This window comes from Pseudorhodoplanes sp. (genome assembly GCF_050250235.1).
Classification (GTDB): Bacteria; Pseudomonadota; Alphaproteobacteria; order Rhizobiales; family Xanthobacteraceae; genus Pseudorhodoplanes.
Map to the genome: position 1 here is coordinate 23,040 of NZ_JBFWPA010000041.1, position 25,041 is coordinate 48,080.

The 25,041-nt window shown below is 64.6% G+C and carries 24 protein-coding genes; 11 read left to right on the forward strand and 13 right to left on the reverse strand.

Features of this window, described 5'->3' with window-relative positions; genetic code table 11:
• Window positions 1-52 precede the first annotated feature (52 nt).
• Window positions 53-1,126 (forward strand): gentisate 1,2-dioxygenase, encoded by a 1,074-nt coding sequence (gtdA, locus tag AB7F49_RS18325; protein ID WP_428524901.1) that lies wholly within the window; start codon window positions 53-55, stop codon window positions 1,124-1,126.
• A 135-nt stretch (window positions 1,127-1,261) separates the two neighbouring features.
• Here gtdA and AB7F49_RS18330 read toward each other — a convergent pair whose 3' ends face one another.
• Both AB7F49_RS18330 and AB7F49_RS18335 read right to left on the reverse strand, forming a co-directional pair.
• Window positions 1,262-2,188 (reverse strand): methylenetetrahydrofolate reductase, encoded by a 927-nt coding sequence (locus AB7F49_RS18330; protein WP_428524903.1) that lies wholly within the window; start codon window positions 2,186-2,188, stop codon window positions 1,262-1,264.
• A gap of 2 nt (window positions 2,189-2,190) precedes the next feature.
• Window positions 2,191-3,594, reverse strand: a complete 1,404-nt coding sequence (locus tag AB7F49_RS18335) for a hypothetical protein (protein ID WP_428524905.1) — start codon at window positions 3,592-3,594, stop codon at window positions 2,191-2,193.
• A 345-nt stretch (window positions 3,595-3,939) separates the two neighbouring features.
• Here AB7F49_RS18335 and AB7F49_RS18340 point away from each other — a divergent pair, with 345 nt between their 5' ends.
• Both AB7F49_RS18340 and AB7F49_RS18345 read left to right on the forward strand, forming a co-directional pair.
• Window positions 3,940-4,716: a hydroxypyruvate isomerase family protein gene (locus AB7F49_RS18340; protein ID WP_428524907.1), complete on the forward strand. Its 777-nt coding sequence runs from the start codon at window positions 3,940-3,942 to the stop codon at window positions 4,714-4,716.
• 87 nt (window positions 4,717-4,803) lie between these two features.
• Window positions 4,804-5,340, forward strand: coding sequence for a hypothetical protein (locus tag AB7F49_RS18345; RefSeq protein WP_428524909.1), 537 nt, complete (start codon window positions 4,804-4,806; stop codon window positions 5,338-5,340).
• Here AB7F49_RS18345 and AB7F49_RS18350 read toward each other — a convergent pair.
• Window positions 5,337-6,233: a metallophosphoesterase family protein gene (locus AB7F49_RS18350; protein ID WP_428524911.1), complete on the reverse strand. Its 897-nt coding sequence runs from the start codon at window positions 6,231-6,233 to the stop codon at window positions 5,337-5,339. The genes AB7F49_RS18345 and AB7F49_RS18350 overlap by 4 nt on opposite strands.
• Before the next feature lie 142 nt (window positions 6,234-6,375).
• On the opposite strand from AB7F49_RS18350, the gene AB7F49_RS18355 reads away from it, so the two are divergent.
• Complete coding sequence (locus AB7F49_RS18355) at window positions 6,376-6,822, forward strand: NUDIX domain-containing protein (protein WP_428524913.1); 447 nt, start codon at window positions 6,376-6,378, stop codon at window positions 6,820-6,822.
• Between the two features lie 106 nt (window positions 6,823-6,928).
• On the opposite strand, the gene AB7F49_RS18360 is transcribed toward AB7F49_RS18355, so the two are convergent.
• Entirely contained in the window at window positions 6,929-7,381 is a 453-nt protein-coding gene (locus tag AB7F49_RS18360; protein ID WP_428524915.1) for a PRC-barrel domain-containing protein, read from the reverse strand.
• Between the two features lie 114 nt (window positions 7,382-7,495).
• The gene (locus AB7F49_RS18365) at window positions 7,496-8,476 is read right to left on the reverse strand and encodes a glutathione S-transferase family protein (protein WP_428524917.1); all 981 of its coding nucleotides are present in this window, start codon (window positions 8,474-8,476) and stop codon (window positions 7,496-7,498) included.
• A 184-nt stretch (window positions 8,477-8,660) separates the two neighbouring features.
• Between AB7F49_RS18365 and AB7F49_RS18370 the strand changes: the two genes are divergently transcribed.
• Window positions 8,661-9,170, forward strand: a complete 510-nt coding sequence (locus AB7F49_RS18370; RefSeq protein WP_428524919.1) for a GNAT family N-acetyltransferase — start codon at window positions 8,661-8,663, stop codon at window positions 9,168-9,170.
• A 75-nt stretch (window positions 9,171-9,245) separates the two neighbouring features.
• Here AB7F49_RS18370 and AB7F49_RS18375 read toward each other — a convergent pair whose 3' ends face one another.
• The 4 genes from AB7F49_RS18375 to AB7F49_RS18390 are packed head-to-tail and all read right to left on the reverse strand — an operon-like array spanning window position 9,246 to window position 16,140.
• Window positions 9,246-11,312 carry a hypothetical protein gene (locus AB7F49_RS18375; RefSeq protein ID WP_428524921.1) on the reverse strand — a complete coding sequence of 689 codons (2,067 nt, stop codon included), beginning with the start codon at window positions 11,310-11,312 and terminating at the stop codon, window positions 9,246-9,248.
• Entirely contained in the window at window positions 11,309-14,176 is a 2,868-nt protein-coding gene (locus AB7F49_RS18380; protein ID WP_428524923.1) for a DUF4159 domain-containing protein, read from the reverse strand. The genes AB7F49_RS18375 and AB7F49_RS18380 overlap by 4 nt, the downstream gene beginning before the upstream one ends.
• Window positions 14,173-15,126: a DUF58 domain-containing protein gene (locus tag AB7F49_RS18385; protein WP_428524925.1), complete on the reverse strand. Its 954-nt coding sequence runs from the start codon at window positions 15,124-15,126 to the stop codon at window positions 14,173-14,175. The genes AB7F49_RS18380 and AB7F49_RS18385 overlap by 4 nt, the downstream gene beginning before the upstream one ends.
• Window positions 15,127-15,129: 3 nt before the next feature.
• Window positions 15,130-16,140, reverse strand: coding sequence for an AAA family ATPase (locus tag AB7F49_RS18390; RefSeq protein ID WP_428524927.1), 1,011 nt, complete (start codon window positions 16,138-16,140; stop codon window positions 15,130-15,132).
• 263 nt (window positions 16,141-16,403) lie between these two features.
• Between AB7F49_RS18390 and AB7F49_RS18395 the strand changes: the two genes are divergently transcribed.
• Genes AB7F49_RS18395 through AB7F49_RS18410 form a run of 4 tightly spaced genes read left to right on the forward strand, consistent with a single transcriptional unit; the run spans window position 16,404 to window position 19,192 of the window.
• On the forward strand, window positions 16,404-16,997 hold the full coding sequence (locus AB7F49_RS18395; protein WP_428524929.1) for a DUF1285 domain-containing protein: 594 nt from the start codon (window positions 16,404-16,406) through the stop codon (window positions 16,995-16,997).
• Between the two features lie 13 nt (window positions 16,998-17,010).
• Window positions 17,011-17,676 (forward strand): CoA pyrophosphatase, encoded by a 666-nt coding sequence (locus AB7F49_RS18400; RefSeq protein WP_428524931.1) that lies wholly within the window; start codon window positions 17,011-17,013, stop codon window positions 17,674-17,676.
• Window positions 17,673-17,936 carry a DUF6111 family protein gene (locus AB7F49_RS18405; protein ID WP_428524933.1) on the forward strand — a complete coding sequence of 88 codons (264 nt, stop codon included), beginning with the start codon at window positions 17,673-17,675 and terminating at the stop codon, window positions 17,934-17,936. The genes AB7F49_RS18400 and AB7F49_RS18405 overlap by 4 nt, the downstream gene beginning before the upstream one ends.
• Window positions 17,933-19,192: a CCA tRNA nucleotidyltransferase gene (locus AB7F49_RS18410; protein ID WP_428524935.1), complete on the forward strand. Its 1,260-nt coding sequence runs from the start codon at window positions 17,933-17,935 to the stop codon at window positions 19,190-19,192. Before AB7F49_RS18405 ends, AB7F49_RS18410 begins: the two co-directional genes overlap by 4 nt.
• Window positions 19,193-19,248: 56 nt before the next feature.
• On the opposite strand, the gene AB7F49_RS18415 is transcribed toward AB7F49_RS18410, so the two are convergent.
• Window positions 19,249-19,998 carry an outer membrane protein gene (locus tag AB7F49_RS18415; protein WP_428524937.1) on the reverse strand — a complete coding sequence of 250 codons (750 nt, stop codon included), beginning with the start codon at window positions 19,996-19,998 and terminating at the stop codon, window positions 19,249-19,251.
• 402 nt (window positions 19,999-20,400) lie between these two features.
• Between AB7F49_RS18415 and AB7F49_RS18420 the strand changes: the two genes are divergently transcribed.
• Window positions 20,401-20,742, forward strand: coding sequence for a DM13 domain-containing protein (locus tag AB7F49_RS18420; protein WP_428524939.1), 342 nt, complete (start codon window positions 20,401-20,403; stop codon window positions 20,740-20,742).
• Between the two features lie 5 nt (window positions 20,743-20,747).
• On the opposite strand, the gene AB7F49_RS18425 is transcribed toward AB7F49_RS18420, so the two are convergent.
• The 3 genes from AB7F49_RS18425 to AB7F49_RS18435 all read right to left on the reverse strand — a co-directional run bounded on the left by AB7F49_RS18425 (window position 20,748) and on the right by AB7F49_RS18435 (window position 23,056).
• Complete coding sequence (locus tag AB7F49_RS18425; protein WP_428524941.1) at window positions 20,748-20,999, reverse strand: YodC family protein; 252 nt, start codon at window positions 20,997-20,999, stop codon at window positions 20,748-20,750.
• Between the two features lie 86 nt (window positions 21,000-21,085).
• On the reverse strand, window positions 21,086-22,045 hold the full coding sequence (gene hemF / locus AB7F49_RS18430) for an oxygen-dependent coproporphyrinogen oxidase (protein ID WP_428524943.1): 960 nt from the start codon (window positions 22,043-22,045) through the stop codon (window positions 21,086-21,088).
• 3 nt (window positions 22,046-22,048) lie between these two features.
• A complete protein-coding gene (locus AB7F49_RS18435; protein ID WP_428524945.1) occupies window positions 22,049-23,056 on the reverse strand; it encodes a L,D-transpeptidase in 1,008 nt (335 codons plus the stop codon).
• A gap of 214 nt (window positions 23,057-23,270) precedes the next feature.
• Between AB7F49_RS18435 and AB7F49_RS18440 the strand changes: the two genes are divergently transcribed.
• Window positions 23,271-24,944, forward strand: coding sequence for an SUMF1/EgtB/PvdO family nonheme iron enzyme (locus tag AB7F49_RS18440; RefSeq protein ID WP_428524947.1), 1,674 nt, complete (start codon window positions 23,271-23,273; stop codon window positions 24,942-24,944).
• The last annotated feature ends 97 nt before the right edge of the window (window positions 24,945-25,041 follow it).

Here is a 25,041-nt window from a genome sequence, read left to right on the forward strand (position 1 = left end):
GTTTGAGACTATTGTTGAGACAACCATCCAGAAATTCCATCAGGAGGAAGGCATGGCGACCGCTACCGCCGTTCAGCCGAGCGACAAGAAGGCCAAGGTTTACGAGGGCAGCAAGGACCCAAAGCGCGCCGCCTTCTACGAGAAGATTGCACAGCGCGACATGGCGCCGCTCTGGGAGGTGCTGAAGGATCTCGTCGCCAAGAACCCGAAATCCATTGCGGCTCCTGCGATCTGGCATTTCGACGAGGTGAAGCCGATGGTGGAGGAAGCCGGCGGCCTGCTCACCGCCGAGGAGGCCGAGCGGCGCGTGCTGGTGCTGGAAAACCCGGCCCTGCGCGGTCAGTCGCGGATCACTCCCTCGCTCTATGCCGGACTGCAGCTCATCCTGCCCGGCGAGATCGCGGGCGCACACCGCCACACCGCCGGCGCCATCCGCCTGATTCTGGACGGTGACGGCGCTTATACCCAGGTCGATGGCGAGAAGACGCTGATGAAATACGGCGACTTCGTCCTGACCCCGAGCTGGACCGCGCATGATCACGGCAACGAGTCGAAGCAGCCGATGATCTGGCTCGACGTGCTCGACGTGCCGACCATCAACTTCTTCGAGACCGCGTTCTCCGAACATCTCGATTCTGCGGTGCAGAACACCAAATACACCAACAACGATTCGCTGTGGCGCTATGGCTCCGGCGTGCTGCCGGACGGCACCGACACGAAGAAGGAATCGCCGATCATCAACTACGCCTATGAGCGCGTGCGTCCGATCCTCGACCGCATGGCCAGGACCGACGAGGTCAACAAGTATCACGGCTTCCGCATCCGCTACGCCAATCCGTTCAATGGCGGCTGGTCGACACCGACCATGGGCGCGCATCTGTCGCTGTTGCCGAAGGGATTCAAGGGCCAGCCCTATCGTTCGACCGACGGCACCATCTTCGCGTGCCTGGAAGGCAAGGGGCAGACCACGATCGACGGCGAAGTGTTCGAATGGGGTCCGCGCGACGTGTTCGTGATTCCGTCCTGGAAGCAGTATTCGCACAAGGCCGACGATCAGAGCGTGCTGTTCTCGATTTCCGACCGGCCGATGCAGGAATCGCTCGGCATCTGGCGCGAGGTCAACTGATCGAAGGCATCCGCGCGATGCGAAAAAGCCCCTGCGGGAGCGGGGGCTTTTATGCTTCGGCCGTTTCCGCGAACGCGGGGACCCATATTTCAGCGCGGTGGCCATAGGTCCCCGCTTTCGCGGGGACGACATCCATCAAGGCTCGACCGAGAAGCCGTCGCTCTCGAGTGTGATCCGGCCTTTCGCAGCATGAGCGGCCCATTTGGAGGTTGCCGCCACGCCCCCGAACGAAAAGAAATGGACGGCCACGTCACCGAGAGCGCCGGTGGCGCTCTCGCTCGCCAGCGCGCGCACAATGGCGTCGGGCGCGCTCACGCCAAACAGGTTTTTCACCAGCCCGGCATGTTTGGTAATGCCTCCGATGGAGGCCTTCACCCCGCAACGCTGGGCGTATTTCAGCAAGGTCGTGAGATTGGTCGGCCCCGCCAGACCGATGCGTACCGGGCAATCGATGCCAAGGTCGCGCATCTTCATCACCCAGCGCGTGATGGCGTTGGCGTCAAATCCGAATTGCGTGACGATATCGGTGGTGAGCCCGCTCTGGTCAGCGGCTTCGACCTTCGCCATCAACGCGCGCTGCATCACATCGCCCGACACCACCGGGTGTCCGTCGGGATGGCCGGCGATGCTGACGCGCGAGATGCCATGCTGCTGCAACATCCCGCTTTCGATAATCTCGATCGACGCATTGAAGGGGCCGGCCGAGTCGCTGCGATCTCCGGAAATGATCAGAACGTGCCTTACCCCCGCTTCCGAGGACAGGCGGCCGATGAGCGTCGACAGTTCATCACGGCTGGTGTAATTGCGCACCGCAATATGCGGTACCGGTTCGAGCCCGCACTGGCGGGCCATTGCCGATTGTTCGACAAGCTCGGCCGACGGCCTTGTCGGTATCGCGCTCACATAGACGCGGATCCCCGAGCCTGCGCTATCGCGGATCGCTTCGAGATCGGCGAGCTTCGGGCGCGTGACCTCGATCGAGAAATCATCGAGAAAGGTACAGATGTCGTCGACGGTGTCGGACTCGAAGCGGGGACTGGGCTTTCGTAGCGGCAGGGCCATGGTTACTCGCGCCTTCTTGAGATGACGTAGGATTCGTCGTTGAACCACAGACCGTTGTGCTTGCGCAGAACGTCGCGCGTGGCGTCGAGGTAGCGGCTGTCCTTCACCGCCTCGTTGAGGCGTTCGTCCTCGACCTGCGAGACGTAGATCGCGGCGTTCCATGCCGCGAGCACGGTCGAGGTCCCGATCGAGCCGGTCACTTCGCTCGGCAGCGTATGCATGTCGTAGCGGAAGATGGCGCGGTTGTCGGAATAGGTATTGAAGTTGAGCTCGCGGGCGGCGGGCCCGAGCGCCTTTTTGACTTCGCGCAGGATGGCATGACGGTCCGTCTGGAACGGATTGTCGTCGGGCCAGACGCTCTGCACGATTTCGGAGGCCGGATCGTTGCCGCAGGAATGGATCGCGATCAGCCGGCCGCCGGGGCCGAGCGCGCGGGCGAGCGGCGCGATGACTTTCTGCGCCTTGAACTCTGCCGTCGCGCGCGCACGATAGGGCTGCGAGGCGATTACCAGGTCGAAGTCGGCATGGGCTGCGCCGCGGCGGGGGATGATCGGATCGAGCAGGAATTTGTGGTCCTGCCGGTAGATCACGAGCACCACCGGGCGTTCATAGACCGGGTTGCCGGTCTTCGGGCTCACGCCCGCCTTCCAGTTCTCGGACAGGAAGTCCTGCAGCCCGGTGATCTGCTCCTCGAAATCGTGCGATGTGTTGCCGGTCAGTGCGACTTCGTTCCAGACCAGGCTGTTGGCCGCTGCCGTGGACTTCACGGTGAGCCATGGCGCCTCGCCGTAATACATGTTGGTGAGCACGAGCACGGTGGAGGGGTGTTCGTAGAGCCGGTCCGGCATCTTCTCCAGCGTGAGCCGGATGTCCTCGAGGCTGATCTCCTTGCCGGAAATATAGAAGGGCATGTTGGGGTAGCGATGATGCATCGCGCGCATCACACGCGTCAGCACCGTGCCGTCGCCAAGACCCGCATCGAACAGGCGCACCGCCGGTGGCCGCGGATGGATGTTGGCAAGCTCCTGCGCAACCTTGTTGGCAACCACCCATTTCTCGCTGCAGGTGTTCACGAACAACAGATATTTTTGCCGGTTGTCGAAGAACCGGAATTCGCGGTTGCCGTCGTCGTTGGCGTTGGCGGGCGCTGGGCTCGCAGGGACGGGGTCGATGGTCGCCGGACGGGCACCACGCTCAATAATCATGGGACGCGCGCTCTCTCTGCCGTTGTGGATGGTCATGAACGTTCGGATGCGGTCGAGCGTCTCGGTCGTGATCCGGCCGCCATTGCGCAGGCGACTGGTCAGCTTGCCGTCGTTGACGGCTCTGCGGCCGAAGGTGGATTCGGCAAGCCCCGCCTGGCGGCAATAGTCGGAAATTTCCTGCAGCAGCTCTTGTGCGTTCATCGCACCGTCCTCGCTCGTTTTCCCCGCGTGAGACATCTTGTTTCTGTTTGAGCAATGGAACGCCGCTGTATACAGCCGGTCAACCACAAAACGTCCCACTCTTCTAATGGGTGCCAATATGGGCAATTGCCCACTTTCACCAAGTGCATGTAATTATTGAAAAAATGGCATCAAGCCGGCAGGTCGGCGGGCGGGACAACCCGACGGATTGTTGCCCACTGGAAAGGACCCGTTCTGCCCGCAAGCGGCCGGTCTGCGCACAATACCCATGCTTTCTGCATGCCGTGCCGGCGGGACAATGCGCTAGGAAGGCGGTCCGTTTCCGCATTCCAGTCGAGGGCCGCAATGCCGCGTTTCGCCGCCAATATCGCCTATCTGTTTCCGGACCGGCCCCTGATCGAACGGGCGGCCGCGGCCGCGGCGGGTGGCTTTTCGGGTGTCGAGGGCCAGTTTCCGTACACCACGCCTGCGGCGGCATTGCGCTCCGAAATTGCGCGCTCGGACCTCACGATGCTCGGGATCAACACCGAGCGTGGCGGGGAGGGGCAGTTCGGGCTCGCCGCAGTGCCCAAGCGCGAGCGGGATTTCGATGCGCTGTTCGCGCAGGCCCTGGACTACATCACGGCGGTCGGTGGCCGCGCGATCCATTGTCTCGCCGGATTTGCCGACGTCCACGCCCGGCCGGCGGCGGAACGGACCTTCGTCGCCAATCTGACGCGCGCTGCCGATCTTGCGGCCGGGAAGGGGATCACGCTGCTGATCGAGCCGATCAACAATCGGGACCGCCCCGATTATTTCCTCAATCGCGTCGAGCAGGCGGCCGACGTCATCGCCAAGGCGGGAAGGCCCAATATCCGCATCCAGTTCGATTTCTACCACGCACAGATCATGGGCGGCGATTTGCTACGCCGCTTCGAGGCGCATCTTCCGCTCATTGGACACATTCAGATCGCCGCGGTTCCGACGCGCCATGAGCCGGACGAGGGGGAGGTGAACTATCCGGAAATCTTCAAGGCGATCGACGCGCTGGGCTACACGGGATGGGTGGCAGCCGAATATCACCCACGGGCGCGGACCGAAGAAGGGCTGGGATGGTTGCGTCTCGCTTCATCCGTCTCCTGAGGGCAAAGCCCGCGAGCAAGGCCGGATGGGGAGAGGCCGGCCCAGGCGCCCCTTTCGGATCGACGACAGGAGCGCTACCTTCTCCGGATGTGGGGACGCAAGAAACCTGACGAAAAGCCGCCGGCGCCGATCTCGCCGCTGAAGGAGGCGCTGCGACAGGCGCGAATCGAATCGGCCGAACGCACCGGCATCGTGGTTGACATGCGCGATGCGGAAGCCGCGCGTCTCGACATGCTCAATGAGGCGCTCGATCCGGTTTTTGCGGAGGTTCCCGCCAACGTCGATATCTTCGATCGCGGCGTCAGCCGGGGCGATCCCCCGCGGCTGTGGATCGACGTTACCGCCTACGTGGTGATGGGCCGCGACAAGCGAAGCTACCGGTTCGTCCAGGACACGCGTTACGGCCGCAAGGTTCTGTCCGAGTCCGCGGAAATCCGCGAGACCGCCAGGGCGATCACCCGCTACGTCGCCGCCCGCCTGATCGAGCGCGAGCGCGCGCTGGCTGCCGGAGGCGAACAGCGGCCGCGCCAGAGCACCTGGCGTGCCTTCGCCGCCTTCGTATTCGGCCTCATGATCGGTGCGGTTGCGCTGGCCGTAGCCGCTCTGGTCTTCGGTGGGCACTAACCCTGACCGGGAAACAGTACCTTTCGCCCCAATTCGACGATCGCATCGGTGTCGCGCTTGAAGCCGCGCTTCGTCATCTCGCAGCGCCAGCCATTGCCGGCCCTGGCGATCGCGTAAAGATTGTAGCCTGCGAGGTCGCCCTCACCCCCGATCGCCGATGCGGAGGGGACACCTGCCGCGGGAATTTTCCCCGCCGGTGCGTCCAGCATCACCAGCGAATGGATATGATCGTGGCCATGCAGGACGAGCTCGGCGCCGTGTCTGCGCAACACGTCGCGAAACCGGTCCGCATCCATGAGCCGCTTGAAGCGGTGCGAGGGCTTCGACACCGGCGGATGATGGATCAGCACGACACGGAATAGCCCGTCCGCCCCGAGCCGGTCGAGGATGTCGGGGAGCGCATGCAGTTGCGGCGTGCCGATCTTGCCCGTCGCGAGGAATGGCGCCGTGGTGATTGCGCTCGACAGCCCGATCAGCGCCACGTCGCCCCGCCGACGCACGAACGGAAACTGGTCGGGCCCGGTGGTGTCGCCCTTCATGAAATCGCCCCAGTGCGAATGCCACTCGCGCGCCGCCTTGCGCACATAGGCGTCGTGATTGCCGGGCACGAAGGTCACGTCATGGGCGGGTCCCACCGTATCGAGCCAAACCCGCGAGGGGGCGAATTCGCCTGGCAGCGCGATGTTCAGAATGTCTCCGGTTACCGCGATGTGGTCGGGATGATGCGCCTTGATATCCGCCACGATGCGGGACAGCGTCTCGGTGCGGTGAAAGGTTTTCCGCCGTCGATGCCAGTTCATGTAGCCGATCGCACGCTTGCCCGCGAGGTCGCGGATGCGGACCGAAGGCATGGGGCCGAGATGCGGGTCGGACAGATGCGCGAGAACGAACATGGGGGGACGGTGACGGCTTTCCGCAGTTGAGTCGATTCAGACTATAGTGAGTCGACACCCAGTACGATGACGCCTGCTGTTCCGCATGACGGCGCCGGCGAAGGCTCCATGGACTTGTTCCGACGGCGAGGCGCTCCGACAGATGATTCGGCCCATCATGCATCTCTATTGGCGGTTTTCACGCGGGCTGACGCTTGGCGTGCGCGGCATGGCGCTCGATTCCGAGCGGCGGATATTCCTCATCAAGCATTCGTATGTGCCGGGTTGGCATCTTCCCGGGGGCGGGGTGGAGGTCGGCGAGACCATGTCTGAGGCGCTGAGGCGGGAAATGATGGAAGAGGGCAATATCGAAATCCTGCAGCCTCCCAGGCTGTTTGCGATCTATCACAACCGGCGCATTTCCGACCGCGACCATGTCGCGCTGTTCCTGATCGATCATTTCGCGCAAGAGGTGCCGCCGCAGCCGAACGCGGAAATCATCGCGCACGGATTTTTCGACCGCGGGGCGCTGCCGGACGGCACCACGCCCGCAACCCGTGCCCGCATTGCCGAAGTGCTGGATGGCGGGGCGGCTGGGGACCTGTGGTGAGTCTGGAATCGCCTGGCCGCGAAGCGCCGGACCCGGTCGCCCGGCGAACAGGGAAGGGGCTTCGCGCAGCGAAGCCCCTTGATGAAAGCTCAGTCCAGGTCGATGCTTAGTACTTGAATTCCGGCATGCCCTTGAGCTGATCCTTGTTGGTATTCAGGACCGCGCGGTCCGGATACCACTTGCGATCGCCGTCGTTGGCAGCGCCGGTCGTGGCGGCGCGGTCATTCGAGAACGTCAGCTTGTCGAGCGGAACCATCACGTCGCGCTCACCCATGCCGAGGAATCCGCCGACGCCGATCACGGCACCGGAGACCTGGCCGTTTGAAGTCAGAATGAGCTCGTTGATCTCACCAAGCTTTTCGTTCTGGTTGTTGTAGACATCCACGCCGATCAGCTTCGAAGCACGCCACTGGCCGTTGATGGCCTGGCGATCCATCGGCTTGTTCATGGTGGCGTCGTTCTTCATGGCGGGCGCATTCGGCTGCGGAGCGGTCGTGGTCTGCGCAAGAACCGGCGTGGCGAGCAAGGTGGCGGCCACGATCAGGGGATAGGTCTTCATGGGATTCCTCCGTGTTGGGAATGACAGGAGGCCAAGTCTCGGTGCGCTCGAATGTTCCGTGACGATTCAGTAATTTGCGTCAGAGCCACGGTTCCCGCGGTTCCCGCGAGTATTTCAACCAAAACGGCCGCGATCATGTGGCCGCATGAATTCGAGAGCGGGCCCCGCGGGAACAATACCGGTCGGATTGATGCTTTTGTGACTGCGGTAATAGTGACGTTTGTATTGATCGATATCTACCGTGTCGGCAATGCCGGGCCATTGGTAAAGCTCGCGCGTGTAATTTGACAGGTTCGGATAATCATCGATGCGTCGCAGGTTGCATTTGAAGTGCCCGACATAGACCGCGTCAAAACGGATCAGCGTCGGGAACAGTCGCCAGTCGGCTTCCGTGACGCGGTTGCCGCACAGATAGCGCTGCGTCGACAGTCTCCCCTCGAGAAAGTCCAGTGTCTCGAACAATTGCGCGAAGGCCTCCTCGTAGGCTTCCTGGGTGGTGGCGAAGCCGCAGCGATAGACTCCGTTATTCACGGTCTCGTAAACGCGGGTGTTGATCGCGTCGATCTCGCCGCGTAGCGCGTCCGGATAGAAATCCGTGGTGTCGCCGGTCAGCGCGTTGAACGCGGAATTGAACATCCGGATGATTTCGGATGATTCATTGTTGACGATCGTGCCGCGCTTCCTGTCCCACAGCACCGGCACCGTCACCCGGCCGGAATATTTCGGGTTGGTCTTGAGATAGATGTCGCCGAGCGTATCCGCGTCATGCAGGTGATCGCCGGTCGAGCCTTCGTCGCGGTTGAAGGTCCAGCCCTTCTCGAACATCAAGGGCGAGACGATCGAGACCGGGATCAGGTCCTCGAGCTTTTTCAGCTTGCGGAAGATGAGCGTACGGTGCGCCCACGGGCAGGCGAGCGAGACATAAAGGTGGTAGCGGCCGGCCTCGGCGGCAAAGCCGCCCTCGCCTGTCGGACCGGCGGCCCCGTCTGGAGTGATCCAGTTGTGGAAGCGGGTTGCCTCGCGCTGGAACCGGCCGCTGGATTTGCCGGTTTCGTGCCATTTGTCGTGCCAGACGCCGTCGAGGAAAAAGCCCATGCCACACTCCCTGTCTGAGACGTGGGATATGGCGGCGGCCGACGGTCGCGCCAAGCGGCAAATTGGCATGGCGGGCCATGGATTGCGCAGGCATGGATTCCGCAGGCATGGATGGCGTGGGCATGGATTTCGCAGGCCCCAGATGCTAATCGCCACCGGGCCACGCTTTGGGCCGCGCCGCACAATGACCGATCTCTCCATCACCATCCTGCCGGAAACCGGAGACGACGCGCTGGCGATCGATCGCCTGCACGAGCGCACCTTCGGTCCTGGACGCTATGCCCGCACCGCGTATCGCATCCGCGAGGGCATCGGGCATGATCTCGAGCTGTCCTATACAGCGCGCATCGGCACGCTGCTGGTCGGCTCGCTGCGGCTCTCGCCGGTGCGGATCGGCGACACTCCGGCGTTGCTCCTCGGTCCGCTCACGATCGAGCCGCCATTCCGCGACCGCGGCATCGGCATGGCGCTGATGCAGCGCGCGCTGGCGGACGCCAAGGCGCGCGGGCACCGGCTGATCATTCTGGTCGGCGACGAACCCTATTACGCGCGCGTCGGGTTCAAGCGGATCCCGCGCGGGCGGGTCAAGATGCCCGGACCCGTCGATCCCGCACGCCTGCTGGTCGCGGAACTCGAAGAGGGCGCGTTCGATGGCATAAAGGGCGCGGTGCGGCCGGACTGGGCAGAGGGGTAGTCGGGAAAGGCCGGCGTCCTGTATCGAACCGGCGCGACATGAAGAGTCGTTGTGGTGCCTCCGGGAACGGTGCCGCTACCGCCCCTCTCTGGCCCAGGTCGCGGCCAGCGAGCCGATCAGCAGCAACAGGCCCAGCACGCCGGCAAATACTGGCAACACCCCAATGCCGCGCAGCACGCTGGCGTCGCGCAGCTTGAGCCCCATCCAGTCTTCGCCGCGGAAGGTCTCGCTGGACCGAACGCCGACAATACGCGGCACGTTGACGCTGCCGCCGTCATCGAGCCGCCGTGCGTCGCCACCGGTCGCGGCGGCGAGCGGACGCAGCACGTCCACACTCGACGTCACCTCGGCGAATTCCCGCGGGTTGACCGGACCGACATTGACCAGCGTCGTCAGCTTTCCGTCGGTTGCGCGCCACAGGCCAAGCTCGTTCGCAGGAGTCGATCCGCGCCACAACCCGGGCTCGGCCTGCTGCAGGGTTACGGTGCGGGTCTCGCCCGACGGGGTCGTAATCACAACCGGCTCGGCCGTTTCCGACATGGTCTGGCGATTGATCGCGAGGTCGCGACCCTGCGCGGAGACCCGCAACGCCTCTTCTTCGAGGTCGGGCTGCTTCATCAGCCAGTGCGAGAGCCGGCGCAGCAGATCGAGATGCGGGCCGCCGCCTTCGAAGCCACGCGCCCACAGCCAGATGTGGTCGGACAGCAGCAGCGCCACTCGCCCCTCGCCCTCGCGCGACAGCACGAGCAGCGGCTTGCCGTCCGGCCCGTCCATCACCGACGAGCCCTGACCGACCTTCGCATCGACGAGGCGGAACCAGCGGCTCCAATGCGGCGGTTCGTTGGCGGCGCCTTCGAGCGCGCGGGTGACCGGGTGGCGCTTGCCCAGATCGCTCAGGCGCGCGTGATACGGTGTCTCGATCATCTTGCCGCTCGGCTCGGCCGGCAACACCACGTCGAGCGGCGTGCGCCAGAGCGAGGTCGGGCTCGCATAATCGGGACCCGCAGCGATCAGCACCGCGCCGCCCTCGCGCACATAGCGCGCGATATTGTCGAAATAGATGATCGGCAGCACGCCCTGGCGGGCATAGCGATCGAAGATGATCAGGTGGAATTCGCCGATCTTCTGCTGGAACAATTCCCGGGTCGGGAAGGCGATCAGGGACAATTCGTTGATCGGCGTGCCGTCCTGCTTTTCCGGCGGACGCAGGATGGTGAAGTGCACGAGGTCGACGGCGGCGTCCGACTTCAGCAGGTTGCGCCAGGTGCGCTCGCCGGCATGCGGCTCGCCGGAGACCAGCAGCACCCGCAGCTTGTCGCGCACGCCGTCGATCGAGACCACCGCGCGGTTGTTCACCGGTGTCAGCTCGTTCTCGAGCGGGGAGGCTTCGATCTCGACAATGTTTGGGCCCGCATGCGGAATCTGGATCTGCACGCGCACCGCGGTATTCGTGGTCACGTTCCGGGTCTCGATCTGCTCGCCGTCGCGCCGGATGGTAACGCGCGCCGTGGAAGGACCGACGCCCTGGTCCTGCACGCGGAAGGCGATGGTCTGCGATTGCCCGACGATGCCGAAGCGCGGCGCGGTGGTCAGCACCACGCGGCGGTCGCGTTCGTCCGCCTCGCCGGTCACGAGCGCGTGCAGTGGTGCCGCAAAGCCGAGTTGTGCCGCATCCGGCGGGACGTCGTGCACGCGCCCATCTGTAATCAGGAAGGCACCGGCAATCCGGTCCGGCGGGACGTCCGAAAGCGCGGCGCCGAGAGCGCTGAACAGGCGGGTGCCGTCGGTCTCGCCGTCGGCGACGCCCGCTTCCACCACCCGCACGTCGAGATTGGGAATGCGCGCGAGCCTCTCCATCAGCGCCGTCCGTGCCTCCTCGGTCTGTTTCGCGCGCGCCCCGAAGTTCTGGCTGGGACTTTTGTCGATCACGACCGCGACGACAGAGGGAATTGGATCACGGTCCTCGCGCGTGAAGGACGGATTGGCGAGCGCGAAGATCAGCAGAGCCATGGCGGTTGCGCGCAGCAGCGCGCCGCGGCTGCGGATAAACAGCAGCAGCGCGGAAATGACGAGCGCAATGGCTGCCGCTGCCCATAATACATAGGCGGGGACGAGCGGCGCGAAGGCGATACCGAAATTCATTGTCCCAGCCGCTCCAGCAGTGCCGGAATATGCACCTGATCCGCCTTGTAATTACCCGTCAGGGTGTACATCACGATGTTGACGCCGGCGCGGAATGCCATCTCGCGCTGGCGCGGTTCGGTCGACACCATTGGCAGCATCTGCTGCCCGTCCGGCCGCATCGCCCATGCGCCCGCGAAATCGTTGGAGGTGATCAGGAGCGAGGACACCCCGTCGCCCGCGCGTGCGGGCCGTCTGTTGACAGTCTCGCCGTCGAGTTCGTCCTGGGCCGGCAGCGCCTCTACCCAGAGCTGGCCGGTATTGAAACGGCCTGGAAAATCGCGCAGCAGGAAAAAGGTCTTGGTCAGCACATGATCCTTCGATACCGGTTCGAGTTCGGGGATGTCGAGCGAGGACAGGATCTCGCGCAAGGCCAGCATGCCGGGACTGCGCGCCTCGCCCCCGGGACCGGGCGGCGCCATGAGAGCGTCGCGGGTATCGAACAGCACCGTGCCGCCCTGCTTCATGTAGGCATCGATGCGCGCCAGCGCTTCCGGAGACGGCGTCGCCGCGCCGGGTACGATCGGCCAGTAGATCAGTGGAAAGAAGCTGAGTTCATCGCGCGTGATGTCGAGCCCGATCGGTTCGCCGGCTTCAAGTGCCGTGCGTTGCGCGAGAAACAGCGTGAGACCGCCGAGGCCCGCCTTGCTGACGTTATCGGTCTCGGCATCGCCGGTGATCACATAGGCCAGCTTGGTTTCGTTGGCGGCCCGCATCGCGAAAGCGTCGGCGGCAGGGGTGGTCGGGGCGGCGGCGGCGCGCTGCTGCGGGGCCAAAGTCTGGGCGGCCGCGGTCTGGCCATAGCCGATGCCGGACAGGACGACGGCCACCGCGATGCCGGCCGCTGCGGCCCGACGGCGGGTTCGCGTCAGGCGGCTCAGCCCGCCCGCGAGCCAGAACACCACCAGCGCGTCGAGCAGGAGGAGCGCCAGTCCCGCAAGGAAGATCGGTCCGCGCAGATCGAGCGGTTCGCTCAGGCGATAGATGTCGCGTCGCGCATTCAGGCCGGTCACGTCGATGACCTCCGGCTTGTCGGCAGCGGCGAGCGTGTTCACAGCGAGCAACCCCTCCGGCGGACCGTAGAAGCCGGGAGGATGGTCGGCGGTGGCGCGGCTCTGGTAGTTCGCCGCAACCGGCTTGGCGCTGCCCGGCGGAGCGCTGAAGGCACCGAAGCCGTCAAGCGTCCGCGCGGGCGCGAGCGTCTCGCGATCACGCTCGGCGCTTGCCTGTTCGGCCGTCGCGGTCGAGCCTGCGAGCGCGACCAGCCGTTTCAGCATTTCGACGAAGCTCCCCGACAGCGGCAGATCGGACCAGCGGGTGTCCGCAGTAACATGGAACAGCACGATCATCCCCTTGCCTCGGCGGGCGCCGGTGACAAGCGGCGTTCCGTCGGCGAGCGTGGCCCAGCTTCGTTCGGCCAGTCCGGAATCGGGTTCTGCCAGCACCTGACGGGTGACCGTCACGTCGCCCGGCACGGTCATTCCGCCGAACGGGCTCTCGCGCGTGAATGCCGCAAGCGGCTGCGGCTTCTCCCAGGACAGCGAGCCGCCAAGCGTGCGGCCGCCGCGGCGCAGGCGCACCGGCACGAGTTCGTCGTCCGACGCGGCAAGGCGTGGACCCGCAAACCGGACCAGTACCCCGCCATCCTCGACCCATTTCGCCAGCCGTTCCCGTGCCTGCCCGACGACGTTGCCAACATCCGCGAGGATCAGCATCGGAACATTCTGATCGAGGAAGCGTACCACCATGTCCGAGGGTGAGACGCGCTCGCCCATGCGGATGTCCGCGAATGGGGCCAGCGCACGCTGCAAGTAGAACGTCGAAGCCAGCAGCGGCTGTGCGGTGTCGGCGGTGGCCCCGGTGATCACGCCGATGCTGCGCCGGCGCCAGCGATTGTCGAGCAACTGCACGGCACCCGCCGAACGCTCATTGGCGATTTCGAGCCGTGCGATGTCGTTGCGCAGTTCGACCGGAAGGTTGACCGTAGCGTCGGTCTCGCGATCGCCTCCATTCAGCGCGAACGGCGCTTCGCCGAGGAGGAGGCCCTTGAGGTCAAGGGCGCGCACGAGGCCGGATTGCTCCGCGCCGGCCGCAGCGCGCGAGACCTTCACCGTCAGCGATCCGGCATTGTTGTCGGGGGCGCTCAGCGCCAGCGCCTGGGTTACGCCGCCATCGACCACCGTCAGCGTGCGGTCGCCGAGAATGGCGGACAGGCCGGATACGAATTCGCCCGCCCGTCCGAGTTGCACGCCATCCGACAGCCAGACCAGTTCGGCGCTGGGAGCACCGGACAGAAAACGCGTGAGCCCCGGCAATGCGTCGGCGCGATCGACTGCATGCGGCTTCGGCGTCATTTTGCGCAATTGCACGCGTGCGGCCGCCGCGGTCTGCAGGGAAATGCCGCGCCCGGCCTCCGACATCGCAATGATCGCGGCGGCGCGCCCATCGGCTTCGGCCCGGGCGAGCATGTCGTCGCCGGTTCGGATGCGGGTATCCCAGGTCGAGGCGGCGGCCCAGCCGTCATCGATCAGGACTGCGAGCGGACCGGAGCTGCCGCTGGTTGCAACCGAGGGGTTCCACATCGGCCCGGCGGCCGCGAGGATCAGCAGCGCCGCAAGCGTCAGGCGAAGCAGCGTCAGCCACCACGGGGTGCGCGCGGGCGTCTCTTCCTTCGGTGTGATGTCGAACAGGAGCCGCGCCGGCGGAAACGCGATGCGCCGCGGCCGTGGCGGAATCATCCGCAGCAGCCACCACAGGACCGGAAGGCTGAGCAGGCCGAGCAAGACGAGGGGCTGGGCGAAGGCGAGCGGTAATCCGCCGATCATGCTCTGGCCTCCGACGGCTTCGTCTGCGTCGCGGCCACGACCGGAACATCACCGCCCTGACCCATACGGGCATGCAGCGCCAGCACGAGTTCGCTCGCCGGACGATCGGTGCGATGAATGATGAGGCTTGCGCGGACCCGTTGCGCCTCTTCGCGCATGGCGGCGCGATGCGCGGTGAGCTTGTCGAGATAGTCGGCGCGCCAGGTCTCGGCGCGGCCGGCGGTCACGCTTCCGGCGCCCTCCGGCTCCAGAAACTCGACGCGCCCGGAATACGGGAAAGTCTCTTCCGCAGGATCCACGATCTGCACCACATGGATATGGGCATGGGCACCGGACAATTGCGCGAGCGAGCGCCGGAAATCGGGGATCGGGCTCCAGAAATCCGAAAGCAGAACCACCTCGGATCGCGGCGCAGGCGCAAAGCCGGGCGGCAGGCTGGGCCGCTCGCTGGTATCGTGGATAATCCCCTGCGCCATCTTGTCGATGACGTTACGGCTCGCGGTCGGGCGCATCAGGCCGGGCACACCGACCCGTTCGCCACCCTCGACGAGAATTTCGGCGAGTGCGAACGCGATCACGAGCGTCCGCTCAAGCTTGGTCTCCCACACCAGAGCCGATGCGAAGGCCATCGAGGGCGAGCGATCGGGCCAGATCCAGACGGTGTGAGCGGCCTCCCATTCCTGCTCGCGCACATAGAGATGATCGTCGCGCGCGGAGCGCCGCCAGTCGACGCGGCGCGCCGGCTCGCCGGACAGAAAGCGGCGATACTGCCAGAAATTCTCGCCGGAACCGGAGCGGCGGCGGCCGTGAAGTCCGTGGATCACCGTCGCAGCGATTCGCCGCGATTCCAGCATCAGTCGCGGCAGGCTTGCCGCAAGCGAACGCGACTGCCCGCTGGCATGACGGACTGCGTCGGCTTCAAGACTGAGGGCGTCCGGCTCGATCGCCATCAATCACCCGAGACGCGACTTCAACTGCGCGATCACGGCATCGACGGTTTCACCCTCGGCGCGCGCCTGGAAGGTCAATGCCATGCGGTGCTTCAGGACCGGCTCGGCAAGCGCCGTCACATCGTCGATCGAGGGCGCGAGCCGTCCGTCCAGCAGGGCACGCGCGCGCACCGCAAGCATGAGCGCCTGACTGGCGCGCGGACCGGGTCCCCATGCGATCAGCTTGCGCATCGCATCCTGTTCGTCCTTCTCCGGGCGTGCCGAACGAACCAGCGCGAGGATCGCCTCGACCACGGACTCGCCGACCGGCAGCCGCCGAACCAGACGCTGTGCAGTGATCAGATCTTCGGCGCTCATCGCCGCCTTGGGCTTTGCGCCTTCCGCGCCGGTGGTGTCGAACAGCATGCGTCGCTCGGCGTCGCGATCGGGATAGTCCACGTCGATCTGCATGAGGAAGCGGTCGAGTTGCGCTTCCGGCAGCGGATAGGTGCCTTCCTGTTCCAGCGGGTTCTGGGTCGCGAGAACATGGAACGGCTTCGGCACGTCATGCCGCTGGCCTGCAACGGTGACATGCAATTCCTGCATCGCCTGAAGAAGCGCCGATTGCGTGCGCGGGCTTGCGCGGTTGATCTCGTCCGCCATCAGCAATTGCGCGAAAATGGGCCCCGGAATGAAGCGAAAATTGCGCTTGCCTCCGGGGCTCTCCTCCAAAACTTCGGAGCCCAGAATGTCGGACGGCATCAGGTCGGGCGTGAACTGGATGCGACGGGCATCAAGGCCGAGCACGACACCCATGGTCTCCACAAGCTTGGTCTTGGCGAGGCCCGGCACACCGACCAGAAGGGCGTGGCCGCCCGACAGGATGGTAATCAGCGCCTGCTCGACCACGCGCTCCTGCCCGAAGATCACGGACCCGATGGCGTCCCGAGCCGCCCGCGCGTTGGCTGCGGTCGATTCCGCGGAGCGGACGATCATGTCTTCCAGCGTTTCGATGCTTTCGCCGGTTGCCGGCATTGTTTGCGTTCCTTCTGTCGTCCGCCCGGGGGCGTCAGGCGTTTTGAGCCATATATCTATCGAAAGCGATGCAACAACTGCGCCATGAGACTGGGATAGAGGCGTCGGCCAGGGCTGCAACACCGGCCGGTCGAATCGGCCCGGCCGGGACCGAAACCGATCAAGCTTACGCTATTTTTCCCGGGTGTCAGGCTATGGTGGGTCGATCACTTTTGCGCGGGCCGCCCCACTTTCGAGGTCATCCGACAGGCTCAAGTCAAACCATGGCGAAGCAAAGGCAGGACAATACCGCGGGCCTGGATGGTATCGCCGCAGCCGTCCGGGAGACCGGCCAACGGCCGCCGGTGCACCTGTGGAACCCGCCCTTTTGCGGCGATCTCGACATTCGCATCGCTGCCGATGGCACCTGGTTCTATCTCGGCACCCCGATCGGACGCGCGCCGCTGGTGCGGCTCTTTGCGTCGGTGCTCAGGCGCGAGGACGGCAAGTATTTTCTGGTCACGCCGGTTGAGAAGATCGGAATCGTGGTCGAGGACGTGCCATTTCTCGCGGTCGAGATGCGGCGTGAGGACACGTCATCGGGCCCGCGCTTGCATTTTCGGACCAATGTTGATGACTGGGTCGAATGCGATGCGGCGCACGCGCTGCGCTTCGAGCCCGAGGCGGGCACCGGCGGACTCAGGCCCTACTTGCATGTGCGCCGCGATCTCTGGGCCAGGGTGACGCGCGCTCTGCTTTACGATCTGGTCGAACTCGGCGAGGAACGCGATCTCGCGGGCGAGCGGATGTTCGGGGTCGCGTCGGGCGGCTCGTTCTTTTCCATGACTCGTGCCGACGCGCTGGACAACTTGAACTGAGGAATGCCGTTGCATGGTGACGCAAGCCGCCCCGTCACAGACGCTGTCGCACAGCGACTTCTTCGATCGCGCGCGCGCCGTGCTGACGCTCGATCCGCCGCTGGGGCTCACCGATCCGGAGGCGCTGCCGCTGCGTGGCGATCATGACGCCGACCCGGTGGTCAAGGCGATGGCGGCGGTGCGGCCGATCAAGCCGGCCGCGGTGCTGATCCCGGTGATCGACCGCGACGAGCCGATGGTCCTGCTCACGCAGCGCACCGCACATTTGCCGCAACATGCCGGACAGATCGCGTTCCCCGGCGGCAAGATCGATGCCACCGATGCGACGCCACTTGCGGCAGCTCTGCGCGAGGCGGAAGAGGAAGTCGGTCTCGACGCAAGCGTCATCGATCCGATCGGATATCTCGACGTGTATATGACGACGCTCGGCTACCGGATCGTGCCGGTCGTCGCACGCGTGCATCCGGAATTCAAACTCATCCTCAATCCGGGCGAGGTGGAAGACACGTTCGAGGTGCCGCTGTCATTCATGATGGAATTGACCAACCATCAGACCCACAGCCGGGAATGGCAGGGAATGATGCGCAGCTATTACGCAATTCCGTTCGGCGAACGCTATATATGGGGCGTGACAGCGGGAATTTTCCGCAACCTGCACGAGAAGGTCTACGGCGCATGATCCGCCCGATCCTGACCGAAATCCTGCTGTTTCTGACCCCTTTCGGGGTCTATGCGCTGTTCCTCTTCGCGACCCGGACCGGAGTCCTGAAGGTCGAGTCGTGGCCGGCGAAAACCGTGGGCTGGCTGACCGCGGTCGCGGTGGTCCTGATGATCGCCGGCTTCCTGGTGCTCGGGCAACTGAACCATCAGCCAGCGGGCTCGACCTATGTCCCGCCGCATGTGGAAGACGGCAAACTCATCCCCGGACATTTCAAATGAGCGGGCTGCGGCCGCGTTTGTCGGATTCTGCCTGGCTGAACGACGAAGCGCTGCAGCGGATTCTTGCGATGCTCGACCGCGACGGCGAGGAGGCTCGCGTGGTCGGAGGTGCCGTCCGCAATGCGATGATCGGAGAGCCGGTACGGGAAGTCGATATTGCGACCACGGCTGCGCCCGAAGAGATTATCCGGCGCGCGCAGGCGGCGCATCTGCGGGCCATCCCGACCGGGATCGAGCACGGTACGGTGACGCTGCTCGCCAACGGCATTCCGTTCGAGGTCACGACGCTGCGCGAGGATGTCGAAACCTATGGACGAAAGGCCAGAGTGGCGTTCGGCCGCGATTGGCAACGCGACGCGGAGCGACGCGACTTCACGATCAACGCCTTGTCGGCATCACGGGACGGCGCTGTCTACGACTATGTCGGCGGGCTCGCCGACCTCGATGCCAGACGGCTGCGCTTTATCGGCGATCCCGCCGCGCGAATCGCGGAAGACTATCTGCGCATCCTGCGCTTTTTCCGGTTTCACGCGGCCTATGGAGAGGGCGCGCCGGATGCGGCGGCACTACACGCCTGCATCGAGGCCCGCGATGGCCTGCGATCGCTGTCGCGCGAACGCGTGCGGATGGAATTGCTGAAGCTTGTTGTGGCGCGCCGGGCCGCCGAGGCGCTCGGGGTGATGGGGGATGCCGGGCTGCTGGTCACGATTCTTGGCGGTGTCCCCTATCTCTCATCGTTCGAGAAAATGGCCGCGATCGAGGCGGCGGTCGGCGAGGAACCGGATGCGATCCGCAGGCTTGGCGCGCTCGCGATTTTCGTTTCGGAGGATGCGGATCGACTGTTTGAGCGCTTGCGGCTTTCCAATGCGGAGCATGGCCGATTGTTCGCCATGGCGGATGGCTGGTGGCGAAACGGTGGCGACATCGCACCGCAGACTGCGCGCGCATTGCTCTACCGTCTGGGGGCTGCCGGCTATGCGGATCGCGTGATGCTGTCTTGGACCCGGTCGCGGGATGTGCCGGACAACGAACGTCGGCAGCATCTTTTGGCGCTGCCCGCACGCTGGCAACCGCCGGCCTGTCCGATTGCGGCGGCTGATCTGATGGCGCGCGGCGTTGCGAAGGGGCCTGCGCTCGGTGCGGCATTGCGCAGGGCGGAGGCGGCCTGGATCGCGGCCGACTTTCCGTCCGATCCGGCAACCATTGCAGCGATGGCAGACCGTGCTGCGGGGTCATCGCCGCCCGACAACGCATGAAAAAAGGCCCCGGGTTTCGCCGGGGCCTTTAAGTTCAGGAGAGAGCTCAGGCTCGATCAGTACTTCGCGACGACCGGGGCCTTGCTGTATCCGAAGCGATAGTTCAGGCCGACCTTCACGGTATGAACATCGAGGTCCGCATCGAAGCCCAGCCCCCCGGCGGCCGTCGGGAAGTAGTTTTCGTTCCCGAGCGCGACATACAGGTACTCAACCTTGGCCGTCCAGTTGTCGAGCAGCGCCCATTCGATGCCGCCGCCGACCGTCCAGCCGACGTGAGTGTTGCTCGAGTCCACGCCAGCGGCGAGGCCGTTGACCGCGAAGTTCGTGCCGATTGAATTGCTGCCCCAGGCGAGACCGCCGGTGCCGTACACCATGACGCGATCCCAAGCATAGCCGAGGCGCAGGCGCGCGGTGCCGAAATAGTCGAGGTCGGTAAAGGCGGTTGCGATGGCGTTGCCGTTGTTGAAGCCGGTGACGGTGACGTCGTTACCGATATTGGCCCATTGCGAATCAACCTCGACACCCCAGACCCACGGGGAACCTGGTGCTTGCCAGTTCCAGCCGATCTGGCCGCCACCGAACCAGCCGTCGATGCTGGCCGATGCCCCGAAGCCCCAAGCGGTGGCGTTCAGGTCGCCCGAGCCGTAACCGACGTTGCCGCCGATGTAGAAGCCACTCCAGTTGTAAGCCATGATGACCGGCGCAGCCTTGTAGACCGGCCGTGCGATGTCGGCCGCCGAAGCCGATTGAACCGCGCCGAGCGCGATGCCTGCAGCCGCCACTGCAGAGATTGTAAAAGAACGCATGAGCTCCCCCATTTCCTTCTTGGGTCTGTGACAAGACGTACCGAGTGTTCCGTCTGGCCACGCGTGTACGGGACAATTACGGCAGAAGTGTCTAAAAATCTGCCACAATCACGCCGCCTTGCGAGTTGCCAGCGACGTGTGTCGCGCCAGCAACAAAAACGAACACGTAACCTTACCAAATTCTTATGATATTTCCACTGGATACCACCGCGGCCAATGAAATCCCGCCAAAGAGGTATCGGGGGATGTGAAATGCGCAAATTTTGGCTAGCCCTGCTGTTTATTGTGCTTGGGGGTATCTTGCTGGGGACGGGAGTCGGGCTCGGATTCTTCCTTTTCCCCTATGTTTTTCCACCCCCGCCGGCCGCGGAGACCCTCCTTGATTCGGATCGAAATGGGATCGTGGCTAACGGAGCGTTTATCCACGCCAACCCGTCCGACCCGATTCACTGGGGCCGGGGCAAGGTCAGCGTTTACGAAAAGGCGGTCTTCCTGGAGCCGGATTTCGAGGTCGGCCCGGGGCCGAAATATCATGTCTATCTCGTCCCGGCCGGCAACATCCGGAAGGAAGAGCAGGTCGCGAAATCGATGTTTGTCGATCTCGGACGTCTGCGCTCGTTCAAGGGCAGCCAGCGCTATCCGATTCCGGCCGGAATCGACCTGAGCAAATATCCGAGCGTCGTGATCTGGTGCGAGCAGTTCAGCGTGCTGATTTCGCCAGCCGATCTCAAGCCTGCGCGCTGATCGCGTCAGGCAGACCTGCGGGTCTCGAGTTCGTCCTGCCGGTCTTGCTCCTCCGCGCCGTCGTCATTTCCGGTCGCTTCGGCCTCATCGTCCGCGCTTTCGGCCGACCTCAGAACGGCTGCCGGAACGGTTTCGCGAAAGAAGTCGCCTTCCTCACCGATCCAGATGAATTCGACGCCGTCCTCATTCACGAGCGAAACCGTCATGAACGGTCCGCCGGATTTCAGGGTCACGATATCGCCGAGTTGAAAGATCATCTGCCGCTCTCCCTCGTGCTGGTTTCGAGCGGACCGTAGTGACAGGGCGTGACAGGAAAATCACAACGGCCGACAACCCCAACGGCCTACGGCCATTTCACCAAGGGCGGCAGCGAAGACAGGATCGAATCGACATTGCCGCCGGTCTTCAAACCGAAAATCGTGCCGCGATCGTAGAGGAGATTGTATTCGACATAGCGGCCGCGGCGCACAAGCTGCTCGTCGCGCTCGGTGTCGCCATAGGGCTTTGCGAGATTCGCGCGAACGAGCTGCGGATATACGTCGAGAAAAGCGCGCCCGACATCCTGCGTGAAGGCGAAATCGGCATCCCAGTCGCCGCTGTTGTGCCAGTCGTAGAATATGCCGCCGATCCCGCGCGGTTCGTTGCGATGCTTGAGAAAGAAATATTCGTCGCACCATGACTTGTACCTGTCATAGGGCGCGATCGTCGCATGAGCATCGCACGCTTTCTGCATCGCGGCATGAAAGGCGATCGTGTCGGGGTCGTCCTCTGTCCGGCGCGCGTCCAGCACCGGCGTGAGGTCGGCGCCGCCGCCGAACCAGGCTTTGGTCGTGATCACGAACCGGGTGTTCATGTGCACGGCCGGAACGTTCGGGTTCCACAGATGCGCGATCAGCGAGATTCCCGAGGCCCAGAAGCGCGGGTCTTTCTCGGCGCCCGGAATCTCCTTGCGGAATTCCGGCGCGAATTCGCCGAACACCGTCGAGCAATGCACGCCGACCTTCTCGAACACGCGGCCCTTCATGATCGACATCACGCCGCCGCCGCCTGCGCCGCCGGAATGATCCGTGCGGTTCCAGGGCGTGCGCACAAAACGGCCGGGCGCCGTTTCGGATTGCGGCAATCCTCTCGGCAACTCGTCTTCCAGCTTCTCGAACGCGGCACAGATCTGGTCGCGCAAGGCCTCAAACCAGGTTCGGGACTTGGTCTTGTGGGCTTCGAGCCGGGCGAAATCGGCGTCGAGCGCCGGCAGGGCGCCGGTCAGAGCGGTGCGGTCGTGGGTGGCCTCGCTGGGCGTCGTCATCGGTCAGGCGTCGTCATGGGTGATGATCGTGAAACCGGGGCCGGTCCGGTTCTGTGCTGTGGCCGGGCCGCTGGTAATGACCATGGTCGAGCCGGGATGCATCAGTGCGAGGACGCGCTTGGCGGCATCCGGCGGCAGATCGACCTTGTTCAGTGTGGAAGCCACGATCTGGTCGGACTGGCCGGCATGCGCGGCATCGAGCCCGATTGCCATCCACTTCATGTGGCGCGGATCGGAATCAGGCCCCGTCAGCGTGAAGGCGTGATTGCCGTAGGATTTCTCCGGCGCTTTCAGGGTAACCGGTGCGGCGAAGACCTCCTTGCCGTTGACGAAGGCGAGCAGCCGCCGGTCGGCGGTCGAAATCACGAAGGCGGCCGCTTCATGGGTCTGCGCGGTCGCGGTCTCGGGGTGGTGCGGCTTTGCCGCCACGGTCTTCACTGCGTCGTGGGCCATCGCCTCCAGATGGTCCGAAATCAGCAGTCCCGGATGGCGGATATCCGCGGTTGCCGTCTTCGCATCGGCGACGACGACCGGCGTGCCGAGCGACGTGACCCCGAACAGAACCTTCGCGAACTCCAGCGGCAGCCGGATGCAGCCATGGCTTGCCGGGTAGCCCGGCAGATTGCCGGCGTGGAGCGCCACGCCCTGCCAGGTAAGTCGCTCCATGTATGGCATGGACGCGTTGTTGTAGGTCGAGGAATGATGGTTCTTGTCCTTCTGCAGGATCACGAACACGCCCGATGGCGTCGTGTGTCCGGGCTTGCCGGTGGAGCAGGTCGAGGCGCCGATCATCGTCCCGCCCCGATAGACCGTGACCCGCTGGTCAGGAATGGAGACGAGCACCACGACCGGCCCGGCGGGGGCGCGTTCGGGCGTCCAGATGAATTGGCCCGCCTTCAGCCTGGACAGGTCCGGCGCATCCTGCGCGATCGCCTGCGGCAAGGCGGCGGCGAGGGGCGTGGTCACGGAAGCCAACAGGACCGACCGGCGTGACAGGATGAATGCGCGCATGGACATATGTCTCCGATAGACGAACAGGGGACCGGCGAGCCTTGCGGAATCGCAACCCCAGGGGCGGGCCCGGCGCCCCGGAAAACGCGCGACCATACAACGGAAGGCCGGCAGGACAAGCCGCTGAAATTGTCGTGAACCGCTGATCGCCGTGCTGCGACCGATGTTGGATCGGCCTATGATTCACAGTCTGCGGTTTTTCTGGGAGGAAACCGTGCCGTCGTTGCTCCTTCATCTTGTTGTTGCGATTGCCGCGGTTTGGTCTTTCGTCACCCCGGCCGCCGCCGAAAAGCGCGTCGCGCTCGTCATCGGTAACGGTGCCTATCAGCACACCCAGCGGCTGCTCAATCCGAAGAACGACGCCGAAGACGTGAGCGCCGCGCTGCGGCGAACCGGCTTCGACACCATCGTTGGCCTCGATCTCGACAGGGCCGGCATGGAAAATGCCACGATCCGTTTTGCGCGTGCTGCACGCGATGCCGACGTCGCCATTTTCTATTTCAGCGGGCACGCGATGCAGTTCAATGGCGTGAATTATCTGATGCCAGTCGACGCGAGTCTGACGGACGAGGCTGATCTGCGCCGCATGGCCCGCATCGACGAGATCGTCGCCGATCTGCAGCAGGCCAGGAACCTGCGGATCCTCGTGCTCGATTCCTGCCGGGACAATCCGCTGGCCGAGCAGCTGAAACGGCGCATCGGCACGACACGCTCGGCCAGCATTGGCCGCGGACTTGCGAAGATCGATTCGCCGCAAGGAATGATCCTGGCGTTCTCCACGCAGGCCGGCTCGGTCGCCGCCGACGGCCGCGGGCGAAACTCGCCCTATACGGCGGCGTTCCTGAAGCATATCGAGGCGGCGGAGGAGATCGGCACGGTATTCCGCCGCATGAGCGCGGATGTCTATGAGGCGACGAAACGCACGCAATTGCCGGAATTGTCGCTTTCACTGATCGGGGAATTCTATCTGAAGGGACGGCCGGCTGCGGCGCCGCAGGCTGCACCGGATGTGACTGCGCTGCAGGAGCGGTTGAGGGCGCTGGAGGAGCAGATCCGCAAGAAGGACGAGCCCAAGGTCGCGGTCGGCACTTTCCCCGAACGGCCAGAGGCCGCGCCGCAGCGGCGATACAAGCCCGGCGACACCTTCAAGGAATGCGAGCTGTGTCCTGAGATGGTCGTGGTGTCGGCAGGCTCGTTCGCCATGGGTTCACCCGCGAGCGAGAAGGGGCGGAGCACCGACGAAGGTCCGCAGCACCGGGTCGCCTTTGCCCGGCCGTTCGCGGTGGGCAAGTTCGCAGTGACCTTCGACCAATGGGACGCCTGCGTGGCGGACGGTGGTTGCGGTGGCTACCGGCCTGCAGATCAGGCCTGGGGCCGGGGGAAGCGGCCGGTCATCAACGTGAGCTGGGACGACGCCAAGGCTTATTTGGCATGGCTGTCACGCCGGACCGGCAAGACCTACCGCCTGCCGAGCGAGGCCGAACGCGAGTATGTCGCCCGCGCCGGGACCACGACCCCGTTCTGGTGGGGCGCAACGATCTCGTCGCAGCAGGCAAACTACGATGGCACTTCCACGTATGGCGACGGCCGCAAGGGAGAGTATCGGCGGCGCACCTTGCCGGTCGATTCGTTCCAGCCGAACCCGTTCGGGCTCTATCAGGTGCATGGCAATGTGTGGGAATGGATGGAGGATTGCTGGAATGGAAGCTATGCAGGCGCTCCGGCCGACGGCTCGGCCTGGACCGCCGGCGATTGCGGTCGGCGCGTTCTCCGCGGCGGGTCCTGGAACTATTATCCGGAAGCCCTCCGATCCGCGGACCGCGACGCCAGCACCTCGTCTTACCGCGGCATCTACAATGGCTTCCGTGTCGCTCGATCACTCGATTAGCGTGGGTGAGGCACCAGCGAATTTCTCCGGTTCGTGAAGGCTGCGGTTGTGGAAACAGCGAACGCCGTCATCATCAGGACGGCGAGCGCCTCCGGCA

Coding starts and splice junctions, on each gene's coding strand:
- AB7F49_RS18345 (WP_428524909.1), top strand. CDS start 4,804: ATGTGGGGACGCAAGAAACCTGACGAAAAGCCGCCGGCGCCGATCTCG.
- AB7F49_RS18380 (WP_428524923.1), bottom strand. CDS start 14,176: ATGATCGGCGGATTACCGCTCGCCTTCGCCCAGCCCCTCGTCTTGCTC.
- AB7F49_RS18340 (WP_428524907.1), top strand. CDS start 3,940: ATGCCGCGTTTCGCCGCCAATATCGCCTATCTGTTTCCGGACCGGCCC.
- AB7F49_RS18375 (WP_428524921.1), bottom strand. CDS start 11,312: ATGAATTTCGGTATCGCCTTCGCGCCGCTCGTCCCCGCCTATGTATTA.
- hemF (WP_428524943.1), bottom strand. CDS start 22,045: ATGACGACGCCCAGCGAGGCCACCCACGACCGCACCGCTCTGACCGGC.
- AB7F49_RS18395 (WP_428524929.1), top strand. CDS start 16,404: ATGGCGAAGCAAAGGCAGGACAATACCGCGGGCCTGGATGGTATCGCC.
- AB7F49_RS18390 (WP_428524927.1), bottom strand. CDS start 16,140: ATGCCGGCAACCGGCGAAAGCATCGAAACGCTGGAAGACATGATCGTC.
- AB7F49_RS18410 (WP_428524935.1), top strand. CDS start 17,933: ATGAGCGGGCTGCGGCCGCGTTTGTCGGATTCTGCCTGGCTGAACGAC.
- AB7F49_RS18365 (WP_428524917.1), bottom strand. CDS start 8,476: ATGGGCTTTTTCCTCGACGGCGTCTGGCACGACAAATGGCACGAAACC.
- AB7F49_RS18405 (WP_428524933.1), top strand. CDS start 17,673: ATGATCCGCCCGATCCTGACCGAAATCCTGCTGTTTCTGACCCCTTTC.
- AB7F49_RS18360 (WP_428524915.1), bottom strand. CDS start 7,381: ATGAAGACCTATCCCCTGATCGTGGCCGCCACCTTGCTCGCCACGCCG.
- gtdA (WP_428524901.1), top strand. CDS start 53: ATGGCGACCGCTACCGCCGTTCAGCCGAGCGACAAGAAGGCCAAGGTT.
- AB7F49_RS18355 (WP_428524913.1), top strand. CDS start 6,376: ATGATTCGGCCCATCATGCATCTCTATTGGCGGTTTTCACGCGGGCTG.
- AB7F49_RS18385 (WP_428524925.1), bottom strand. CDS start 15,126: ATGGCGATCGAGCCGGACGCCCTCAGTCTTGAAGCCGACGCAGTCCGT.
- AB7F49_RS18370 (WP_428524919.1), top strand. CDS start 8,661: ATGACCGATCTCTCCATCACCATCCTGCCGGAAACCGGAGACGACGCG.
- AB7F49_RS18425 (WP_428524941.1), bottom strand. CDS start 20,999: ATGATCTTTCAACTCGGCGATATCGTGACCCTGAAATCCGGCGGACCG.
- AB7F49_RS18415 (WP_428524937.1), bottom strand. CDS start 19,998: ATGCGTTCTTTTACAATCTCTGCAGTGGCGGCTGCAGGCATCGCGCTC.
- AB7F49_RS18330 (WP_428524903.1), bottom strand. CDS start 2,188: ATGGCCCTGCCGCTACGAAAGCCCAGTCCCCGCTTCGAGTCCGACACC.
- AB7F49_RS18335 (WP_428524905.1), bottom strand. CDS start 3,594: ATGAACGCACAAGAGCTGCTGCAGGAAATTTCCGACTATTGCCGCCAG.
- AB7F49_RS18350 (WP_428524911.1), bottom strand. CDS start 6,233: ATGTTCGTTCTCGCGCATCTGTCCGACCCGCATCTCGGCCCCATGCCT.
- AB7F49_RS18400 (WP_428524931.1), top strand. CDS start 17,011: ATGGTGACGCAAGCCGCCCCGTCACAGACGCTGTCGCACAGCGACTTC.
- AB7F49_RS18435 (WP_428524945.1), bottom strand. CDS start 23,056: ATGCGCGCATTCATCCTGTCACGCCGGTCGGTCCTGTTGGCTTCCGTG.